Genomic DNA, 5757 nt, shown 5'->3' on the forward strand with positions numbered 1-5757 from the left:
GTGCGAGAAGGGCGGGGGTCGGCGTGGGCAAGGGCGGGGAGTCCATATCGGACGAGGAGTGGGAGCGCTTCCTCCGCGAGGCCGAGGCGGGGAGCAAGGACGCGCCCGAGGAACCGTCGGCGCGGGCCCGCATGGTGGCGGGACGGCTGCGGGAGGAGACCGGCCCGCCGGAGCCGTGGCGGAGCCACCAACCGCCGCAGCGGCGAAAGGACAAGGGCAAGGGCTGGTACGTGATCGGTCTGCTGGTCGCGTTGGCCCTGCTGGTCGTGGCGGTGGCACCGGGGCGGGTGGTCGGCTGGTTCGCGGGCGAAGGCGGCGAGAGCACGCCGCTCGCCGTGGAGTCGGAACGTCCGGACGCACCGCCGCCGACGGAAGCGGCGGCCCGACAGCCGACCCTGGAGCAGCCGTTCAGGGGATCGCCCGCGGCGCGGTGGGGTGACGGGACGGCCGCGCTCGCCCTGCCCGAGGCAAGGGCGACCGGCTGGATGAGCAAGAAGCAGGTCGCGCAGGCGCTCGAGGAGAGCCGGGACTTCCTCGCCGAGTCCAGCCTGGATCGCGGTGTGCTGCGCGGCGACCGCCCGAAGAAGGCGATCGCGCTGATCAATCCGCACCAGGAGGACGTCCGGGACTTCCTGGCGACCGCGTTCCGTTCGCCCAGCCGGGAGAACGATCCCCTGTTGCTGTTCAGCCGGTTCGAGAGCACCGAGGTCAGGCTGGTCGGGGATGTGGTCAAGACACGAGGGCGGATCACGTACCGGGAGGGCAAGCGTGGGGCGGTCGAGGTGACGACCGATGTCACGTACGTCTACCCGGTCGTCCGCGCCGAGGCGGGAAGCGACGAGGTCGCCCGCACCATCGTGCGCCGCGAGGTCGTGATGAGCTGGGACGACCCGGCGAAGATCGTCACCGAGCCGGGCACGTTCTCCCTGGTCTCCTACAAGGTGGACACCACCAACGGCGGCTGCGACACCTTCACCGGCTACCTCACCCCCGAGTTCAGCGCCGAGCGCGCGACCTCGCCCTCGGGAGACGGCCCGGCGCTCGACCCGTACGACCGCAGCATGTCCCTGGACGAGCGCATGCGGAAGTCGGGCGAGGAGCGATGCGGCACCGCCTCACGCTCATGAACCCGACCGCCTCACGCTCATGAGCCAGATCGCCTCACGCTCATGAGCCAGATCGCCTCACGCTCATGAGCCCGGCAGTCCCCCGTGCCGGTCCCTCACCCACCCGGCGGGGGGCCGTCGTGTCACCCCGCAGATCAGACTGAACGCCACGGAGTCCAGCCCCTCACCGGACCGGCAGAACCAGGCCCGGACGCCGCTCTTGCCGGCACCGCCGGCACCGGTCGCTGAGCGTAGGCCCACCGCATCCAGGGGGTGACAGGCAGCAGTCACCGGTCCAGATGTCGGTGGGCCTCGGACAGAGCGACCTCAGGTTTCTGCTGATGGGCGACTTGATCGGACAACAGTCGTAGTGCGTCGGCCGCGGCGGTGTTGTTGGGGGTATAGACCTCGAGGCGGTGGTCGGGACTCTCGGGCTGGAGCCACACCTGGTAGTCGACGTCGACCGCTCCGACGGTCGGGTGTCGCAGGCGCATGGAGCCCACGGTGCAGTCCGCGACGTCGCCTTTGGCCCACAGCTTGGCGAAGTCGGCGTCGCGCATGGCGAGTTCGCCGATCAGTTCGGCCAACCGTGCGTCGTTGGGATACCTGCCTGCGGTGAGCCGCAGGTAGGCGACATGAGTTCGGGCCAGTTCATCCCAGTTTCGGTGCAGGTCGCGGGTGAGGGAGTCGAGGAAGAACATCCGGGGGATGGACGGCCGTCGCGCGAGATCGTGGGGAGCGTCGAATTCGACGTGTTCTGCGACGAGGGCATGCCCGGTGCGGTTCCAGGCCAGTACGTCGCCGCGGCGGCCGAGCACGACGGCCGGTGTGGTCTCTCCCAGGGATGCCAGGAGCGCCAGTACTCGTGGGTGCGGCCTTTCCGGGCGGGGGCGGACGAGGCGTGAAGTGGTGGGCTGACGGGCGAGGTTGTGCAGATGGGCCGTCTCGGCCCGATCGAGCTTGAGCACGCCCGCGAGCGCGTCGAGGACCTGTTGTGAGGCCGTACCGGCCTGGCCCTGTTCCAGCCGCGTGTAGTAGCCGGCGCTCACGCCCGCGAGCTGGGCGAGCTCCTCGCGACGCAGACCCGGCACGCGACGGGAGGTTCCGTAGATGCGCAGTCCGACGTCGGCGGGCGTGACCCGGTCGCGACGACTCTTGAGATAGGCCCCGAGGCTCTCCAACTCCACGCCCTCGAGCGTAGGTGGAACGGTCCGATTCCGGGTGTCCCTGCAAGGTGTACCCATAACGCGGGGATGGTTGCCGAGTGGACGACGCCGCACCATCCCCAGCATGTATGCACCGCGTGTTTCTCACTCACCCGGCCCGCGGCCGTGGCTCGGTCTGCTGGTGATACTCGGCCCGGTACTGCTGGTCGCGATGGACGGTTCGGTCCTGTTCCTGGCGATGCCCAACGTCACTGAGGCGCTGTCGCCGACCGCCGATCAGGCGCTGTGGATCCTGGACGTCTACGGATTCGCCGTCGGGTCCCTGCTGATCGCGTTCGGGAACATCGGCGACCGGTACGGCCGGCTCAGGCTGCTCATGACCGGCGCGGCGGTGTTCGGCGCGGCCTCGGCGGGAGCGGCGTTCGCCCCCGGGCCGGATCTGCTGATCGTCTTCCGGGCGCTGATGGGCGTGGCTGGTGCCACGCTGCTGCCGTCGGCGCTGGCGGTACTCAGCGAACTGTTCACCGAGCCACGCCTGCGGGCGAAAGCGATCGGCATCTTCGCGGCCACCTTTGCCGCCGGCTTCGCCGTCGGCCCGGTCGTCGGCGGACAACTGCTCAGCAGCTTCTGGTGGGGATCGGTCTTCCTGATCAATCTCCCCGTCGTCGTGCTGTTCCTGATGCTGGCCCCGGTCCTGCTCCGCGAGGTACGTGCCACCCGGACCGGCCGCATCGACGCTCTGAGCGTCCTGCTCTCCGCTGCGGGCATCCTGCTGACCGTCTACGCGATCAAGCACGCGGCGGCGGAGGGGCTGACCGCACCCCCGATGGCCGCAGGGACCGTCGGAGTCGTCACCCTGTGGTGGTTCGTCCGGCGGCAACTCCACTTGGATCACCCGCTGATCGACTTCCGCCTCTTCCGTGACCGGGTCTTCGCGATCGCGGCCATCACCGGGCTTCTGCCGCTGGCCGCATGGTCGGCAGTGGCCTACCTCGGCGGAATCTACCTCCAGTCCGTCCTCGGACTGACCGTCCTGGACGCGGCTCTCGTCGCGCTCCCGGGCGCCGCCGTCCTCACCGCCACCTGCGTTGTCACACCGGCACTGGTCGCGCGTGTCGGAGCCCGGGCAGCGCTCATCACCTGCCACTTCTTCATCGCCGCAGGGCTGTTCCTGCTGCTGGCCACCAGCATCTCCAGCGGCGTCGGCTGGTACACGGCATCCACCGTCATCGCCGGCATCGGGTACGGCATCTCCTTCAGCGTCGTCGCCGACACCGCCGTCGCCGCGGTTCCCGCAGAGCGCGCTGGGTCCGCGGCAGCGATCGCCGAGACCAGCAACGAGATCGGCAACGCCCTCGGCATCGCACTCCTCGGCTCGTTGGCTGCCCTGATCTTCCGGCTGCAGGGGCCTGACCTCGCCGGTACCCTCAACGAGACATTGCAGGCCCCTGGCCTCACGGCCGCGGTGATCGGCGATGCGAAGTCAGCGTTCCTCACCGGTCTGCACGCCGCGGCCGTCATCGCAGGCGTTCTGCACGCCGCCCTCGGCGTCTTCGCCCTGCGCCACCTGCCGAGGGCCTCCACCGGCACCGACGGTGCCGGTCCGGAGCCCCTGCCCCAGGACCCCGTCGAAGAAGGCAGCGTTCGATGACCACGCCAACTCCCCACGCGGTATCGAGGGCCGGCAACGCCTGGACGAGGCATCGCTCGACAACGCTTCGACGAGGCATCGCTCCTCGAAGGAGGAATGGGGAACGCGGGGGCTACGTCTACCTCCACTCCGCTCCACTCCACTCCTCTGTGGATGGAATCACGCGGCTTGCCCGCACCGAAGCCCTCTCGGATGAGCAGGCTGCGCCTGCCGTCGCTCCACACGCACAGAAGCTCCCACCCGAAGGTGGGAGCCAGGGCTGTGAGCTGGGCTTACGCGTCCAGAACGGTGGTGTGCTTCCTGACGATGGGCGGCTCGACCGACCATGGGAAGTTGATCCAGACCGAGTCGTCGGTCCGCTTCCACACGTACTCGCACTTCACGAGGGAGTGCGACTTCTCATAGATCACGGCGGACCGGACCTCGGCGACGGTGTCGAGGCAGAAGTCGTGAACGAGCTTGAGTGTCTTGCCCGTGTCGGCGACGTCGTCCGTGATCAGGACCTTCTTGTCGGAGAAGTCGATCGCGTTGGGGACGGGGGCGAGCATGACGGGCATGTCGAGGGTCGTGCCGACACCGGTGTAGAACTCGACGTTCACGAGGTGGATGTTCTTGCAGTCGAGGGCGTACGCGAGCCCGCCGGCGACGAAGACCCCGCCGCGGGCGATGCTGAGCACGATGTCGGGCTCGTACCCGTCGTCGGCGATGGTCTGCGCGAGTTCGCGTACGGCGGTGCCGAACGCCTCGTAGGTGAGGTTCTCCCGGGCCGGGGGCGTGCTCGGCATGCTCACACCTGCGTCCGGTGGAAGTTGAGGAAGGACCGGGAGGCGGTCGGCCCGCGCTGCCCCTGGTAGCGGGAGCCGTAGCGCTCGCTGCCGTACGGGAACTCGGCGGGCGAGCTGAGCCGGAACATGCAGAGCTGCCCGATCTTCATGCCCGGCCAGAGCTTGATGGGGAGGGTGGCGAGGTTCGACAGTTCGAGGGTGACGTGCCCGGAGAAGCCGGGGTCGATGAACCCGGCGGTGGAGTGGGTGACGAGCCCGAGCCGGCCCAGGGAACTCTTCCCCTCCAGCCGTGAGGCCAGATCGTCGGGGAGTGAAATCACCTCGTAGGTGCTGGCGAGCACGAACTCGCCGGGGTGGAGGATGAAAGGCTCGTCCCCCTCGGGCTCGACGAGCCGCGTGAGGTCCGACTGCTCGACGGACGGGTCGATGTGCGGGTAGCGGTGGTTCTCGAACACCCGGAAGAAGCGGTCGAGACGCACGTCGATGCTCGACGGCTGCACCATGGTTTCGTCGTACGGATCGATCCGCACCCGACCGGCGTCGATCTCGGCCCGGATGTCCTTGTCTGAGAGAAGCACGCCCCGAGGATACGCAAGACGCGCGGGCCGCCCACCATCAGGACGGACTCCGCGCGCCTCGACGACTGCCAACGGTAGTGGCCGGCTGCCGCTGTCACTGCCGCTGTGGCTACCCCTCTGGCTACCGCTTCTGCAACGCCACCGGCACGACGCTGCGCAAGCGCGCACAGCGTGGGCAGCGCATGAGCCGACCCGGGCCGAGGCGCTCGGCCTGCTGCATCGGGAACGAAGCGGTGCTGAAAACGTGCCCATCGGCACAACGGACGACGGTGCGCTCCATCAAGTCCAAGAGTCCCTTCCCCAAGAGCCGCGTCTGGCTGTCGACCTACGTCGACCTGACGACGAAGCGCCACATTACGGGATGAACGGGACGCCCCTCCAGGCGGCACTCCGATCCGTTCCGAGGCCCCCTCAGACCCTCTTCCGCGCCTCCACCGTACGCCTCAACTCCCGCGCCCCGCAGCCCCGTCC

Annotated in this window: 5 protein-coding genes; 2 read left to right on the plus strand and 3 right to left on the minus strand. The window is 69.0% G+C overall.

Translation table 11 applies throughout. The annotated features are described in order from the left end of the window. Window positions 1-23 precede the first annotated feature (23 nt). Complete coding sequence (locus P1P70_RS39265) at window positions 24-1127, plus strand: hypothetical protein (RefSeq protein ID WP_319246384.1); 1104 nt, start codon at window positions 24-26, stop codon at window positions 1125-1127. A 266-nt stretch (window positions 1128-1393) separates the two neighbouring features. Here P1P70_RS39265 and P1P70_RS39270 read toward each other — a convergent pair whose 3' ends face one another. Then, on the minus strand, window positions 1394-2293 hold the full coding sequence (locus P1P70_RS39270) for a helix-turn-helix transcriptional regulator (protein ID WP_319246377.1): 900 nt from the start codon (window positions 2291-2293) through the stop codon (window positions 1394-1396). A gap of 103 nt (window positions 2294-2396) precedes the next feature. Here P1P70_RS39270 and P1P70_RS39275 point away from each other — a divergent pair, with 103 nt between their 5' ends. After that, entirely contained in the window at window positions 2397-3923 is a 1527-nt protein-coding gene (locus P1P70_RS39275; protein ID WP_319246379.1) for an MFS transporter, read from the plus strand. A 272-nt stretch (window positions 3924-4195) separates the two neighbouring features. Here the strand turns inward: P1P70_RS39275 and P1P70_RS39280 are convergent, their stop codons facing one another. After that, window positions 4196-4708: a phosphoribosyltransferase gene (locus tag P1P70_RS39280; protein ID WP_319246381.1), complete on the minus strand. Its 513-nt coding sequence runs from the start codon at window positions 4706-4708 to the stop codon at window positions 4196-4198. A gap of 2 nt (window positions 4709-4710) precedes the next feature. Further along, window positions 4711-5286, minus strand: coding sequence for a dCTP deaminase (dcd, locus tag P1P70_RS39285; protein ID WP_033530332.1), 576 nt, complete (start codon window positions 5284-5286; stop codon window positions 4711-4713). Window positions 5287-5757: the final 471 nt, after the last annotated feature.

It is taken from the genome of Streptomyces sp. MB09-02B (genome assembly GCF_033794485.1).
In the GTDB taxonomy this organism is placed as follows: domain Bacteria; phylum Actinomycetota; class Actinomycetes; order Streptomycetales; family Streptomycetaceae; genus Streptomyces.